Source organism: Acinetobacter sp. YH12140 (assembly GCF_013418475.1).
In the GTDB taxonomy this organism is placed as follows: Bacteria; Pseudomonadota; Gammaproteobacteria; order Pseudomonadales; family Moraxellaceae; genus Acinetobacter; species Acinetobacter amyesii.
In genome coordinates, this window is record NZ_VPBZ01000001.1 from 25,873 (window position 1) to 39,339 (window position 13,467).

A 13,467-nucleotide genomic window follows, 5' to 3' on the forward strand; every position below is an offset into this window, starting at 1 on the left:
ACATGAAAACATCAGTAGTGAATGCAACCTATTATGATGGGAAAGTGTCAAAACCCTTTGTTGCTCAAATCAGCGCAGATGGGGAACATGCTGTGATTGTGCGTTATGGCCAAGACCTAGAACAAACGCAGCATTATACCTATCAAGATATGACGCTGATCGGTGCTTTAGGGGATATTCAGCCGGTGATCGAGTTAAAGGACGATGCTCGTTTAGAGTTTCATCAACCTTTGCCAGAGTGGTTTAATCTCGACGTAAAGTCGCGTTGGCATTCGATTTGGAAGTTAGAACGGTCACCTTCTCTAATCATTTTTAGTGTGATTTTCGTGGTGGCTTTTGCTTTTGTATTGATTAAATGGGGCATACCTGCGGCGTCGCATGTGGTGGCCAATCAACTGCCTGAGACAGCGTTAAAGAGTTGGGGCGATCAGGCGGAAAAATATATTATCGATATCACTGAACCCACAAAATTGCCACAAGCACGCCAAGAGAAGTTAAAGCAAGAATATCAACAATTGGTGGCTGAAAATCGTCCTGCGAAGTTGTTATTCCGCGGTGGTGGCAGCATCGGTGCAAATGCATTGGCGATACCCAATAACACCATTATCGTGACAGATGAGTTGGTTAAATTAGCGAAAAATGATTATGAGTTAATTGGTGTACTTGCACATGAGCAGGGGCATTTAGTTCAACGCCATAGTTTGCAGCAAAGTTTGTCAGGTTTAGGCATCAGTATTATTTTGTTGATGATCACAGGGGATGGCTCTGACATTCTTACCAGTTTGCCGGTGGCTGCGGTGGGTGCGAGTTACTCACGAGACTTTGAATCTGAAGCAGATTTATATGCCCTAAAACAACTTTCAAAACATCAAATTCCAACGGCACATTTTGCAAACTTCTTACAGCGTATGGAAGATGAAGCTGATGGTGAAGCAGCAAAAGAGAAAGGTGCAAAGGATGAAACTGCCAAAGATCAGAGATCTTGGACAGACTTCTTTGAGTCACATCCAGCGACGAAAGCTCGTATTGATGCAGTTAGAAATTATCAATCACATCAGCATTGAGTGAAAGGCTTTGGCAATATGGCAACGTAGACTACAGTTCACGTTGCCATGTTGCACTGAGTTCTTCTTGTCCCATGCGGATTAAATGATCTAAAACCACATGTTCCAATTGATCTAGATTTGCACTTGGATCTTGGGCTGAAATCACGACATCTAAAAATGCAGCTTGTGGTAGAAGGTTGACCTCTGCAGACGGTAGCTGAATCTTGAATGCAGTATTTTCTCCAATGAGCTGTTCATTGACTTCAAATTTATGTTTCCAATGATTGACTAAGCGCTTAGCAACACGTGCTGCTTGGGCGGTGGTGATGTGTGTTGAACTTTTCATAGATGCAATTTTATTGTTAAGTTGTCAGTCCTTTAACTTAGCAAAGTACATAGATGCCCGTTAAGTCTAAAAATGCAACGCTGTGTTTCTATCCCTGAGATCTTTATCCATATTTATTCAAGAACTTTTCCATCCTAGCTATCTCAATCATCGGCATCGAAAAAACGACTAAGGGCATGGGCAGCGAATAGGGGGACAATTTGCTATAATGCGTCAATCACTCCCTTTTCAAAGCTAGGTTTTTCATGTCCAAGCCATTCTTAATCGCACCTTCAATTTTGTCAGCAGACTTTGCGCGCTTAGGTGAAGAAGTTGAAAATGTTCTAGAAGCAGGTGCAGATGTTGTTCATTTCGATGTCATGGATAATCATTATGTACCGAACTTAACTTTTGGTGCGGGCGTTTGTAAGGCATTGAAAAAATATGGCATTAAAGCGCCAATTGATGTTCATCTTATGGTTTCACCGGTAGACCGTATGATTGGTGATTTCTTGGAAGCTGGCGCAGATATCATCACTTTCCACCCAGAAGCGACTGACCACATTGACCGCTCTTTACAGTTAATCAAATCTGGCGGTGCGCAAGCGGGCTTGGTGTTTAACCCTGCGACACCTCTGCATTATTTAGACTACGTTTTAGATAAAGTTGACCAAGTCTTGTTGATGAGTGTGAACCCAGGTTTTGGTGGTCAAAAGTTCATTCCAATGACCTTGGAAAAGCTGCGTCAAGCACGAAAAATTATTGATGCTTCAGGCCGTGATATTCGCTTAGAAGTGGATGGTGGTGTTACCCCAGCCAATATCCGTGACATTGCTGAAGCCGGTGCAGACATGTTCGTTGCAGGTTCAGCGATTTTTGGTAAGCCTGATTATAAAGCTGTGATTGATGACATGCGTTCTGAGTTGGCAAAAGTGCATGCTCAAGAGGCTTAAGCCTTTGGGTATAAGTTATTCATGGCTTGTGGATAACTATATGGATAACCGTATGGATATCTGTGTAGATAACTATATGGATAACTTGAATAAATTATAAACGATTGTGCATCAATGGTTTAATAATTAGACGTATTAAGTATAAAAAGGACTCAATTGAGTCCTTTTTTTATGGGTCAAAGTATTTGAAATACTGTGTATTTATTAATCTGTGGTAAATAATTAATCAGTTTAAAAAATAACTTTTATGTTTTAACTGGACGATATGCGCTGATTTTTATGACAGCGCAATAAATTTAAAACTGTTGTGAATAACTGCACAATTAATTATGCTGTTAGCAAGTATTGAGATAAGCTGCGACTGGCAAAACACATCATCGATCGCACTGGATAGTGCTTTTAGATATTTCTGAAAGTATCGTTCATGATGGATAAATCGGTCGAGCTGCATGTCATGTTGATACGAATGTCATGTGATTGCATTTGAATCGTAAATAATATCATCATGGTGTTTCATGCGGATTTCGGCTGAGCCGATCGCGTGATGTTTCTAAAGATGTGTTAATAGGGATATGTTGTCACAGTGCATCATTGGGTTGAATTAGGATACTAAATTGTTCAATTTTTTGCGTAAGCATCTTGGCTTTGCTTGGCTCATGGCGTTTGTCATGGGGTGGAGCAGTGTGGTCAGTGCTCAGCAAAATTTTCAACATCAACAAATGATGAACGCAAATGCCCATCAGGCATCAGTTCATGCAGCACATGCTGATCCTTCGCATTTAAATATGACAAATTGCCATCAAAATCAGCGGCAAGCTGTTCCTGAGCATGCAGCACATCATGGCAAGCAGACGACACCTGAAGTCATTTCAATGATGGATTGTCATCAATCTTTAGATGTGACATCTGCACAGCAAGATGGTCTGGTGCATCATGCATCGATACAAAACACAGACTGTCAGGACTGTACACTCGCACATTGCCAAATCAGTACCTCTTATGTCGATAGCGCCTTGGTCGCATTGCAGACCTTCCATGTGCATCACTATGCAGAACCTCCTCGTTTCATTTTTGCTGGACAGCATTTAAAAGGCTTTTGGCAAGAAATTCTAAGACCTCCGCAAGCTTAACCTGAGTATTAAATACGTTTTTTCGTTATTTTATAAAGGTTAAGTCATGTCTAATTTATTTAAATCAGGCCTCGTGTTCGGGGTATGTCTGCTGTCTCCAACGTGGGCGTTTGCAGCCATTAAAGAATATCATCTGAATATTGATGAAAAGACCATCAATTTGACTGGTAAAGCGGTCAAGAAAATCAGTGTCAATGGTCAGTTTCCAGCGCCTTTACTGGAGTTTGAAGAAGGCGATGATGCGGTCATCCATGTACATAATCAGCTCAAAAAACAAAATACCTCGGTGCATTGGCATGGTCTATTACTGCCCGGTTTAATGGATGGTGTACCCGGTTTTAATGGTTTCAATGAAATTCAGCCCGACGGTAGCTTTACTTACAAATTTAAAGTCCGTCAAAGCGGAACCTATTGGTATCACGCGCATTCCAAAGGCCAAGAACAAGACGGATTGTATGGCGCTTTGGTAATTTATCCGAAAGGTAAACAAGCACTTGCCGCACATGAACAGACTCAACGTGATTATGTGGTCATGTTGTCGGATTTTCATGAATCATCTAGCGCTCAGATTATGGCAAATCTGAAAAAGTCTGCCGAATACTATCAAAATCAGCGTGAAACGTTTTCAGATGTATGGACGCAAATTCAACGAACAGGTTTAAAAAACACTTGGCAAGACCGTTCGATGTGGAATCAGATGCGTATGCTGAAAACGGATTTGTCTGATGTCACGGGTTATACGTTCTTATTGAATGGTAAAACTCCAGAACAAAACTGGACAGGTCTATTTAAGCCTAACGAAAAAGTTAGACTTCGTTTTGTAAATGCTGCGGCCATGTCGTTTTTTGATGTGCGTATTCCTCAGCTCAAAATGACGGTGGTGAGTGCAGACGGTCAAGCGGTCAAACCAGTCAATGTTGATGAATTCCGCATTGGTGCTGCGGAAACCTACGATGTGATCGTAGAGCCTAAATCTGCGCATTATCAGATTGAAGCTGAGTCGATTGATCGGACTGGATTTGCGATTGGCACTTTACATGATGAAACGCAGCCTCAGCACTCAGGTATTCGTATACCAAAAGCACGGCCACGCGCTTTGCTGACCATGGAAGATATGGGGCATGGTTCAATGTCAGGTATGGACCATAGCAACATGGGACATATGGCTACAGGTTCAACCCAAACTTCAGCAAGCCAACAAGCGAATGCTCATGAGCACAACACGCATACTGTCAATCCGTCAAATATTCAGCCGAATCAAGTTCATGATCATGCTGCAATGGGGCATGACATGGAGCATTCCCCAATGCCTGCACATACTGCTATGCGGCATCCAGACATGCATAAACAGAACATGTCTGATTCAACGCATGCCAATATGGATCATAGTTTGATGGATCATTCCTCTATGAACCACTCTTCAATGGATTCATCCATGAAACATGATATGCATACAGCGATGGAACATGCACAGTCTAAAGAGGAGAAGCAGGCAGTTGAAAATTCAGAAATGGTTATGGGCTGGGCCAATGCTTCAACACCTGTCGGTGATAAGGCACTGCAATATAGTGATTTAAAAGCGTTAACCCCGCAGCCTGATACACGTGAACCGACGCAAGACTTGGTCATTCATTTGGGTGGAACGATGGAACGCTATATGTGGACCATGAATGGCAAAAAATTTAGCGAAGCCGAACCACTACAAGTGAAATATGGTGAGCGAATTCGCCTGAAATTTGTCAATGACAGCATGATGGCGCATCCGATGCATTTACATGGCATGTTTATGCAATTGGAAAATGGGCAAATGTCTTCTGAAATGCCAAATAAACATACGGTGATTGTGCCGCCAGGGAAAACAGTGACTGCTCTGTTAACGGCCAATGAATTAGGGGAATGGGCGATTCATTGTCACTTGCTGTATCACATGTCCGCAGGGATGATGAATAAACTTGTGGTCGCAAATGTCGCAGAGAATACGAAAACAGCATCTGTGCCGAAAAAGGAGGTGTCTCATGCGCATCATTAAACCATGCATATATACGGTTCTAAGTTTAGCTTTGGCATCGGTCACTCAAATGACCATGGCGCAAGATGCACATCACAGCATGTCGATGTTAGCTCAACATGAGTCGCATTCCTCACATGATTCGTCGCATCAAGTGATGCAAACAGGGATTAAATCGAGCCAGATGGAGCATACAGTAGAACATGTAGAACATGTAGAACATGCAGAACATGCAAATGCATCATCTATTGCGTCACGTGCTGCTTCTGCGCAGCATCCTGTTGATCATAAGCGTGAACATGGTGGACAGATTTATCAAGCGACTGAGATCGACAGTCGATGGCTCAATAATGCCGATGGCAGTGGAAGTTTAAAGACCGAAATTGAGAGTCGAATCGGGACTGATGAAAATAAGCTCTTCATCAAATTACATGCGGATAAAGCAGAATCTCAAGATGCTGATTATGCGGCTCAATTGATGTATAGCCGTATGATCTCCGACTTTTGGGATGCGCAAATTGGTGCCCGTTATCGGGTCGATGAACATCAAGTGACGGACAAAGAACAGTTAGATGCTGCGGTGGGTCTGCATGGTCTGGCACCGTATTTCTTTGAAACCGATGCTTATTTATATCTTGGTGCAGATAAACAGGTCAGTTTTTCTTTAGAAACCGAACGTGATTTGCTGCTGACCCAAAAACTGATTTTAAAACCGTATCTAAACCTAGATGTAGTGCTGAGTGATGACTCCGCCTATGCACAAAAAACAGGACTCAGTTCTGTATGGCTAGGGCTAGAAACACGCTATGAAATCAATAAAAAGTTAATGCCCTTTATCGATGTTGCTTACAGCTACGAAAAAGGAAATCAGCATACGGCATGGCAAGCTGAAACTGGAAGTGAAAAACAATGGTGGTATGGCGCAGGACTTCGTCTGAAGTTCTAATCGGCCAATAGACCAAATAAAGAGGGCATCATCAATAGGTTTTGGTGATGCTTTTTTTTTATGTCTGAATCTATCCTTTGAACAGACATGCCATGTTTTGGTGCAATTCATCTGCACAAGTTTTTTCCTTAACTGAATAACGGCCTAGATTTGGTCAAAAAATGTAAAGAATGCACTAAAATTCAGCATATTTGCTATACTGAGACGATATTCGGAGGAACGACCTCCCTTACATCTTTGTTCAAAGCCAGTAAGAAAAATCGTCAGGACGACCTGACTCTACTAATATGGAGGAAGGCATCATGGCCTGGGTTGTTCTAGTATTCGCTGGTATTTTTGAAATCGTTTGGGCCTATTCGATGAAGCTCTCAGAAGGCTTTACAAAACTTGGCCCAAGTTTAGTCACTTTATTTTTTATGATCCTGAGCTTTGGTTTATTGGCCTATGCCATGAAAACGTTGCCTCTAGGAACGGCTTATACCATTTGGACAGGAATCGGCGCGATTGGCTCTTTCCTCGTGGGTATTTTTATACTCGGTGAGCCTGCAACTGCCATGCGGATGTTAGCCGCAGTACTGATCATTTCTGGTCTAATCTTGATGAAATTATCTTCAAGTTAATATGTTCTAAAGCACAGCGGTCATTGACCCCTGTGCTTTTTTTATGGGTAAAAATATGGCTTGGGTTTTATTAATTGTAGCGGGATTGCTTGAGGTAGTCTGGGCATATTGTATGAAAGTCTCTGAAGGCTTTAGCAAACTGACGCCAAGTATTTTGACCATTGTTTTCATGATCGCAAGTTTTGCTTTATTGTCTTATGCAATGAAATCCTTACCGCTGGGTACAGCCTATACAGTATGGACAGGCATTGGTGCAGTGGGTTCATTTATCCTCGGCATCGTTGTATTGGGTGAGCCTGCCAATGCCATGCGTATGCTAGCTGCGGTCCTGATTATTTCAGGACTAGTCTTGATGAAATTATCGTCCTCCTGAATAATGAAGTGTTGCGATTTTGAGCTTGGAGTATGTCATGCAACTTTCTTATCAGTTTTTAGATTCACCCGTTGGACAATTAAAACTTGTTGCACATGAAACCGCATTGGTGGCTGTTCTTTGGGAAAATGAAAACCCTAATCGTGTGCGATTGGCGGCTTTGGTTGAAGATCTGCAACACCCGATTTTGCTCAAAACCGCACAGCAATTAAATGAATATTTTGCAGGTAAAAGACAGCAATTTGACTTGCCGCTAGACTTTGAAGGCACCGCATTTCAGCAACAAGTTTGGCAAGCTTTACTGACGATTCCTTTTGGAGAAACTCGCAGTTATAAACAAATTGCAGAGCAGATCGGCAATGTCAAAGCCGTACGTGCTGTCGGTGCAGCCAATGGTAAAAATCCAATTTCAATTATTGCACCTTGTCATCGTGTCGTGGGCGCAAATGGAAAATTAGTGGGTTTTGCGGGTGGTCTAGAAAATAAAGAAATATTGTTAAAAATTGAGAAATTACAATAAAATAGAAAATATACTTATTTAAAATAATGAATCAAATTAATGAATATTTCTCAAATCTTTGCACCCTTCATTTCGACGTTGTGGTGGCTAATTCCATTGTTACTGATTGTGGGGGCAATCAAAGCATTTAAACCTTATTTAAAGGGGAAAATGGGGGAGTTTGCTGTCGCCGTTCATGTCAAACTTTATTTGAAAGACCATTATATCTTGTTAAATGATTTGACCTTACCAGATGGCGAAGGAGCTACAACTCAAATTGATCATCTTCTTTTAAGCCCATTTGGTGTGTTTGTGATTGAAACTAAAAACTATAAGGGCTGGATTTTTGGGAGCGAGAGACAAAAACAATGGACGCAAAAGATTTATAAAAAAAGTTTTAAATTTCAAAATCCAATTCACCAAAATTATAAACATATGAAAGTGTTAGAACAGGTGTTGAGCGATATTGTGGATAAAGACAATATGCATTCTGTGATTGTTTTTATGCCTGAAGCAGTGTTTAAAACAGAGATGCCGTCGAATGTATTTCGGGGTACAGCTTGGGTGGACTATGTTCAAACCTTTCAGCAACCCGTGGTCTCTGAAATGAAACTTAAACGAATACAGTTGCGTTTAGAAAAAGAAATTTTAGAAAAATCGTGGAAAACAAATCGACAGCACGTTGAAGATTTAAATCAACGGCATAATTCATAAACTTCCTGTATGCTGTGGATTGTGAACAGTATCTGACTGATAAAAATAGACGGACAATAACAATGAACGACACGCTTCAACATCTTTATGAATCGACTTTAGATCATCCTGAGCAATACCAAGACTTTTATCAGCAACTTTTAGCCAGCCAAGTATATTGTTTGGGTGAGCGTGATACAGAGCAGCATTTACATTTTCAATTGATGGAAACGGAGCAAGGCGAGCAAGCCATTCCATTTTTTCTGAGTCTTGCGATGCTTCAACAGGATGTTGGTGCAGATGCAGAGTTTGTCATGATCAGTGCTGAAAAATTATTTGCGATTACCAAAGGCGCAAGCTTGGTGATGAACCCGACTTCGGAACATCCTAAAGAGTTCTTGGCAGATGAGATCGACGCAATATTAGAGTTTGCCAAACAACAGAGCCTTTGAACACTGTAGGTATAATCAAAGGCTCTGCGGCTACGCTTAGATAGGTGTTTTCACACTTTTTCGTTTTCATATTGGGCGATGTGCTTTAAAACTTACATACCGGCTTTGAGTTTTTGCACGATTTCATCAAGTGGTTTGACACGTTTTACTTCATCCCAAAGGACTTTGGCTTCTGGATAGTGCTTCGACATCATGCCGAGCCATTGTTTATAACGACCGACCATATTCATTTCTTTTTTATACGAGCCATTTAAGAAACGAATTTGTAATCCAAGTAGTTCATGCCATGTAATCAGCGGTTCATCGGTATTACGACGGATACACTGTGTAATGTCAGGAGTGGTCACCGCAGCACGACCAATCATTAGGTCTTCACAACCGGATTCGAGTTGGCACTGTTTGGCATCGGCATTATTCCAAATTTCACCGTTGGCAATCACATTGATTTTCAATGCTTTACGAATGGGTTGCAACTGATCCCAAAAGGCAGGCGGGGTATAACCATCGGCTTTAGTCCGCGCATGGACTGTAACCCATGCAGCTCCGGCATCTTCGATGGCATGCGCATTTTCCATAGTGAAGTTACGGTCCATATAACCCAAACGCATTTTTGCTGATACAGGAATATGACTCGGAACAGCATCACGCACAGCTTTGACTAACTCATACACCACTTCAGGCTCATCTAGCAGAACTGAACCACCACGGTGGCGGTTGACGGTTTTTGCAGGGCAACCAAAGTTCATATCAATCGCAGGGGCACCAAGTTCTACCGCGCGTACAGCATTTGCCGCGAGCATAGTGGGATTGTTACCTAAGAACTGCACATGAACCGGTGTTCCTGCTGCAGTTTTGCCTTCATTGTTTAGTTCAGGACAATAGCTATGATAAATATGATCGGGCAGGACAGAGTCCGTGACACGGATAAACTCGGTTACACACCAGTCAAAACTCCCCACATGCGTCAACACATCTCGCATAATTGGGTCGGTTAAGCCTTCCATCGGCGCAAGAACAAGTTTCACGGTCATACAGCCAAAAATTGAAAAACGGAGTTATACGTGGTTTTGAAAGGGATGTCTAGGTTTTGTGCTTAAGGTGACGCGGAATACGAAATGACAAGATTTTATGTAACTATTTGGTGAAATTAGGACCAAAGTCGTAAAGTATTGACTGACATAAAACTTTAACAATAAAATGAGTAAATACATATGGATAGTAATAATAAGAAGATGGCTTTTACTGTTGTTTTTTAATGGAATCAACAACATATACTGTGCTTGAATCTTTTAAGATTTCATGTATGATGGCTGCAACTAGAAAAAAAGTATTGTTTCGTAAATTTTCTTTAAGTATCGCAGTGTTAGTCATAATCCTTCGTTTTTTACAGAAATGAAGTTCAATTCTTTATTATTTTCCAAGTTATAGTCAGTCATCATCCAATGGCTAAATCAACAAATTAATAGGTATTATTATGTCTAATACAGTTACTGGTACAGTTAAATGGTTCAACGAAACTAAAGGTTTCGGTTTTATTGCACAAGACAACGGTCCTGACGTTTTTGCTCACTTCAGCGAAATCACTGGTTCTGGCTTCAAAACTTTGCAAGAAGGCCAAAAAGTTTCTTTCAGCATCGCTCAAGGTCAAAAAGGCCCGAATGCTGTAAACATCGTTGCTCTATAATTTAGACGTAATGAAAAAAAAAGCGCTGTATAGCGCTTTTTTTATGCCTGTTGTTTTTATATGAATAATCAAGCTATAAAAAAGAGAGCTGTAGCTCCCTTCTTAATAAAACTTAAAATCGTTTCATCGTCGACTTAGCGGCCCAAAACCATTTCTAAAATAAACTTAGATCCAATAAAGCCGACTGCCAAAAGACAAAAACCAATAATGGTAAAGCGAATAGCTTTTTGACCACGCCAGCCAAATCGATAGTGTCCAATAAGCAAAGCTCCATAGACGAACCATGAAATAATGCTAAAGGCTGTTTTATGCGCCAAATGCTGTGCAAAGAAGTTATCGATGGTGAAGAAACCAAACCCAAGCGCCACGGTCAGTAGTGCAAATCCAGCAATCAATAAATCAAATAGCAAAGATTCCATGGCTTGGAAGGATGGAAGCAGGCTCACCCATACACGCTTTTTCTGCTTGTTTTTTAGTTCACGGTCTTGTAAACGCAAAATAACCGCTTGAATTGTTGCCATCAGCAGGACGGCATATGCGGAAAGTGACAAAATAATATGGATGTCTAAACCCAGTGAATGTTGTTCTATAAATTGATTTTGTCGACTAAATGCAAAGCCCAAAATCAATCCCGTCGCTGCCACAGGAATGCCCAATAGGTTCATCGCAAGCACAGGTCGATAGGTACTAAATAACACACTGAGTAATAGCATGAGACCTGAAGTAAATGACATCAGGTTGAACACGTCATAGTTGACACCCATAGGCGTCAACATGTCGTTATATAAAACACCTGCATGCAATAACATGCCTAAACCAAGTACAACACCAATAAACCAATGGTTCGGCGCACGTTTAGACATTAAATGGCTGAATAAATACCAAAAAGACGTGGTATAAGCGATTAATGCTAGGATCGTGTAAACCAAGGGGAGACTGATCATGTCAAACCTTTTTCAGGATGTTGAATATTCATTTATATAAATTCTGCAATAACTAAAGTATCCTATAGCATTCTATGCATAAATTTTCTATTTTAAGAAACAATTTTTTGCTCATGGCTATTTTAAGCGGATTTTGCAATGTTTGATACCTTAACAGAACGACTCACGCAGAGTTTAAGAAATGTTACTGGCTCAGGGCAGCTAACCGAAGACAATATTAAAGATACGTTACGCGAAGTACGTATGGCACTTCTTGAAGCCGATGTTGCGTTACCTGTAACTCGTGAATTCATCGCGAAAGTTAAGGAAGAAGCATTGGGCCAAGAAGTGATGACTCAGTTATCACCGGGGCAGGCTTTCGTCAAAATCGTTCATGACGAATTGACCAAAATGATGGGTGAGGCGAATGAAAGCCTAGACCTAGCGGCAAAACCACCAGTTGTTGTGCTTCTTGCAGGTTTACAAGGTGCGGGTAAAACAACCACTGCGGCAAAACTTGCACGTTTCTTACAAGAACGTCAAAAGAAAAAAGTAGCAATGGTGTCTGCCGACGTTTATCGTCCAGCAGCGATTAAGCAGCTACAAACGGTTGCAGGTGAAGTTGGCGCGATTTTCTTTGAATCAAGCGCAGAAGAAAAACCAATTACCATCGCAAATCGTGCGATTGAGCAAGCAAAAATTCAATTTGCTGATGTCTTGATTGTCGATACAGCAGGTCGTTTACATGTAGACGACGAAATGATGGATGAAATTAAAGAGCTGCATGCAGCGATTAAGCCGACTGAAACATTGTTCGTGGTTGATGCCATGACTGGTCAGGATGCGGCGAATACGGCAAAAGCCTTTAATGATGCCTTACCTTTGACGGGTGTGATCCTGACAAAAACGGATGGTGATGCACGTGGTGGTGCAGCACTTTCTGTTCGTGCCATTACTGGCAAGCCGATTAAATTCTTGGGTATGGGTGAAAAACTCGATGCCCTAGAGCCATTCCATCCTGAACGTATCGCACAGCGTATTTTGGGTATGGGTGACGTACTTTCTTTGGTCGAAGAAGTTGAACGTAAAATCGACAAAGAAAAAGCCGAAAAAATGGCGAAAAAACTGCAAAAAGGCGGTAGCTTCAACTTTGAAGATATGCTTATGCAGTTTGAACAAATGAACAAAATGGGCGGCATGATGGGCTTCTTGGATAAACTTCCAGGCATGAGCAACTCAGGGATTCAAGATGCAATTGCACAAGCAAATCCTGAAAAGCAAGTGAAGAAAATGGAAGCGATTATTCAATCGATGACCATTAAAGAACGTCGTAACCCAGACTTGATGAATCCAAGCCGTAAAAAACGTATTGCAGCAGGCTGTGGTATGGATGTTGCAGAAGTGAATAAACTCATCAAGCAACATGCGCAAATGGCGAAAATGATGAAGAAATTTGCCAACCCAACGGGTATGGCAAAAATGATGAAATCATTGGGCAATATGCAAAAACAATTTGGCGGCGGTGGCATGGGTCCATTGTTCGGCAGTAAAGATCCGAAGTAATTTGGACTTAAAAAAAGGCGCATTCAGCGCCTTTTTTTATGGCTGCAATTTGACGAGACTGTGCGCTTAAGCAAAGTGATCGAGTGTATTTGATAGTAAATGCTGGAAAAATTTGACTATATGAGCCGATAGATTCCGAACTGAGCTAAATTATTACAAAAAGATGCCAAATTGACATTGAGAGCGTGTAGGTGACAGGTTTAAAACAGAGGTGAAAATTTGCTGAACTGCAAATTGAAAGCTTTACTAAAA

At 41.3% G+C, this 13,467-nt stretch carries 15 protein-coding genes; 12 read left to right on the forward strand and 3 right to left on the reverse strand.

Annotated features, from left to right (window positions below; genetic code table 11):
- Positions 1-2 precede the first annotated feature (2 nt).
- Positions 3-1,064 (forward strand): M48 family metallopeptidase, encoded by a 1,062-nt coding sequence (locus FTU75_RS00130; protein WP_180114635.1) that lies wholly within the window; start codon positions 3-5, stop codon positions 1,062-1,064.
- Between the two features lie 31 nt (positions 1,065-1,095).
- On the opposite strand, the gene FTU75_RS00135 is transcribed toward FTU75_RS00130, so the two are convergent.
- On the reverse strand, positions 1,096-1,392 hold the full coding sequence (locus FTU75_RS00135) for a DUF2218 domain-containing protein (protein WP_180114637.1): 297 nt from the start codon (positions 1,390-1,392) through the stop codon (positions 1,096-1,098).
- A 245-nt stretch (positions 1,393-1,637) separates the two neighbouring features.
- Here FTU75_RS00135 and rpe point away from each other — a divergent pair, with 245 nt between their 5' ends.
- From rpe to FTU75_RS00180, 9 genes are all read left to right on the forward strand, one after another.
- Entirely contained in the window at positions 1,638-2,324 is a 687-nt protein-coding gene (rpe, locus tag FTU75_RS00140) for a ribulose-phosphate 3-epimerase (protein WP_078192356.1), read from the forward strand.
- A gap of 614 nt (positions 2,325-2,938) precedes the next feature.
- A complete protein-coding gene (locus FTU75_RS00145) occupies positions 2,939-3,454 on the forward strand; it encodes a hypothetical protein (protein WP_180114639.1) in 516 nt (171 codons plus the stop codon).
- Between the two features lie 46 nt (positions 3,455-3,500).
- Positions 3,501-5,483, forward strand: coding sequence for a multicopper oxidase domain-containing protein (locus FTU75_RS00150; protein ID WP_180114641.1), 1,983 nt, complete (start codon positions 3,501-3,503; stop codon positions 5,481-5,483).
- Positions 5,470-6,408, forward strand: a complete 939-nt coding sequence (locus FTU75_RS00155) for a copper resistance protein B (RefSeq protein WP_180114643.1) — start codon at positions 5,470-5,472, stop codon at positions 6,406-6,408. Before FTU75_RS00150 ends, FTU75_RS00155 begins: the two co-directional genes overlap by 14 nt.
- A 302-nt stretch (positions 6,409-6,710) precedes the next feature.
- Positions 6,711-7,028: a multidrug efflux SMR transporter gene (locus FTU75_RS00160; RefSeq protein WP_078191168.1), complete on the forward strand. Its 318-nt coding sequence runs from the start codon at positions 6,711-6,713 to the stop codon at positions 7,026-7,028.
- A 55-nt stretch (positions 7,029-7,083) separates the two neighbouring features.
- Positions 7,084-7,401 carry a quaternary ammonium compound efflux SMR transporter SugE gene (gene sugE, locus FTU75_RS00165; RefSeq protein ID WP_078191206.1) on the forward strand — a complete coding sequence of 106 codons (318 nt, stop codon included), beginning with the start codon at positions 7,084-7,086 and terminating at the stop codon, positions 7,399-7,401.
- Positions 7,402-7,438: 37 nt separating this feature from the next.
- On the forward strand, positions 7,439-7,921 hold the full coding sequence (locus FTU75_RS00170; protein ID WP_168378519.1) for a methylated-DNA--[protein]-cysteine S-methyltransferase: 483 nt from the start codon (positions 7,439-7,441) through the stop codon (positions 7,919-7,921).
- 39 nt (positions 7,922-7,960) lie between these two features.
- Positions 7,961-8,614, forward strand: coding sequence for a nuclease-related domain-containing protein (locus FTU75_RS00175; RefSeq protein ID WP_180048993.1), 654 nt, complete (start codon positions 7,961-7,963; stop codon positions 8,612-8,614).
- Positions 8,615-8,676: 62 nt separating this feature from the next.
- Complete coding sequence (locus FTU75_RS00180; protein ID WP_180023108.1) at positions 8,677-9,045, forward strand: SseB family protein; 369 nt, start codon at positions 8,677-8,679, stop codon at positions 9,043-9,045.
- Between the two features lie 92 nt (positions 9,046-9,137).
- Here the strand turns inward: FTU75_RS00180 and FTU75_RS00185 are convergent, their stop codons facing one another.
- On the reverse strand, positions 9,138-10,070 hold the full coding sequence (locus FTU75_RS00185) for a tRNA-dihydrouridine synthase (protein ID WP_180114645.1): 933 nt from the start codon (positions 10,068-10,070) through the stop codon (positions 9,138-9,140).
- 449 nt (positions 10,071-10,519) lie between these two features.
- On the opposite strand from FTU75_RS00185, the gene FTU75_RS00190 reads away from it, so the two are divergent.
- On the forward strand, positions 10,520-10,729 hold the full coding sequence (locus tag FTU75_RS00190; protein WP_067761877.1) for a cold-shock protein: 210 nt from the start codon (positions 10,520-10,522) through the stop codon (positions 10,727-10,729).
- Between the two features lie 134 nt (positions 10,730-10,863).
- Here FTU75_RS00190 and FTU75_RS00195 read toward each other — a convergent pair whose 3' ends face one another.
- Positions 10,864-11,673 (reverse strand): inner membrane protein YpjD, encoded by an 810-nt coding sequence (locus FTU75_RS00195; RefSeq protein WP_078191164.1) that lies wholly within the window; start codon positions 11,671-11,673, stop codon positions 10,864-10,866.
- Positions 11,674-11,811: 138 nt separating this feature from the next.
- On the opposite strand from FTU75_RS00195, the gene ffh reads away from it, so the two are divergent.
- Positions 11,812-13,215 carry a signal recognition particle protein gene (gene ffh / locus FTU75_RS00200; RefSeq protein ID WP_180114647.1) on the forward strand — a complete coding sequence of 468 codons (1,404 nt, stop codon included), beginning with the start codon at positions 11,812-11,814 and terminating at the stop codon, positions 13,213-13,215.
- Positions 13,216-13,467: the final 252 nt, after the last annotated feature.

Excerpts from the sequence above, each read along its gene's own strand:
- FTU75_RS00130 (WP_180114635.1), top strand. The coding sequence starts at position 3 with ATGAAAACATCAGTAGTGAATGCAACCTATTATGATGGGAAAGTGTCA.
- FTU75_RS00135 (WP_180114637.1), bottom strand. The coding sequence starts at position 1,392 with ATGAAAAGTTCAACACACATCACCACCGCCCAAGCAGCACGTGTTGCT.
- rpe (WP_078192356.1), top strand. The coding sequence starts at position 1,638 with ATGTCCAAGCCATTCTTAATCGCACCTTCAATTTTGTCAGCAGACTTT.
- FTU75_RS00150 (WP_180114641.1), top strand. The coding sequence starts at position 3,501 with ATGTCTAATTTATTTAAATCAGGCCTCGTGTTCGGGGTATGTCTGCTG.
- FTU75_RS00155 (WP_180114643.1), top strand. The coding sequence starts at position 5,470 with ATGCGCATCATTAAACCATGCATATATACGGTTCTAAGTTTAGCTTTG.
- FTU75_RS00160 (WP_078191168.1), top strand. The coding sequence starts at position 6,711 with ATGGCCTGGGTTGTTCTAGTATTCGCTGGTATTTTTGAAATCGTTTGG.
- sugE (WP_078191206.1), top strand. The coding sequence starts at position 7,084 with ATGGCTTGGGTTTTATTAATTGTAGCGGGATTGCTTGAGGTAGTCTGG.
- FTU75_RS00170 (WP_168378519.1), top strand. The coding sequence starts at position 7,439 with ATGCAACTTTCTTATCAGTTTTTAGATTCACCCGTTGGACAATTAAAA.
- FTU75_RS00175 (WP_180048993.1), top strand. The coding sequence starts at position 7,961 with ATGAATATTTCTCAAATCTTTGCACCCTTCATTTCGACGTTGTGGTGG.
- FTU75_RS00180 (WP_180023108.1), top strand. The coding sequence starts at position 8,677 with ATGAACGACACGCTTCAACATCTTTATGAATCGACTTTAGATCATCCT.
- FTU75_RS00190 (WP_067761877.1), top strand. The coding sequence starts at position 10,520 with ATGTCTAATACAGTTACTGGTACAGTTAAATGGTTCAACGAAACTAAA.
- FTU75_RS00195 (WP_078191164.1), bottom strand. The coding sequence starts at position 11,673 with ATGATCAGTCTCCCCTTGGTTTACACGATCCTAGCATTAATCGCTTAT.
- ffh (WP_180114647.1), top strand. The coding sequence starts at position 11,812 with ATGTTTGATACCTTAACAGAACGACTCACGCAGAGTTTAAGAAATGTT.